Raw genomic sequence first — 264 nt, 5'->3', positions numbered from 1 at the left:
AGCCCCGGCCCCTGGTCGATGACGAAGGGCGCGTCCAGGATCAGGGTGGACGGCGTGAACCCGTAGTCCAGCGCCGCCAGATAGACGATGGGCTTGAAGGCCGAGCCCGGCTGGCGCATGGCCTGGGTGACCCGGTTGAATTCGCTCGCCGCGAAAGAGTACCCGCCGACCATGGCCAGCACCCGTCCCGTGTGGGGGTCCAGCGCCACCAGCGCGCCGTTGATATCCGGGATCTGCCGCAGGCTGAACGACGGGCGCGCAAGG

Annotated in this window: 1 protein-coding gene; it reads right to left on the bottom strand. The window is 69.3% G+C overall.

All coding sequences use genetic code 11. The features are described 5' to 3' along the window. Positions 1-264: penicillin-binding transpeptidase domain-containing protein (locus tag PZC42_RS21685; protein WP_277214258.1), on the bottom strand; the 264-nt coding region annotated here is incomplete at both ends.

The sequence above is a fragment of the Isoptericola croceus genome, assembly GCF_029382255.1.
GTDB lineage: Bacteria > Actinomycetota > Actinomycetes > Actinomycetales > Cellulomonadaceae > Isoptericola > Isoptericola croceus.
The sequence above is the reverse complement of the archived record's forward strand: the minus strand, read 5'-3'. Positions and strand labels throughout refer to the sequence as shown.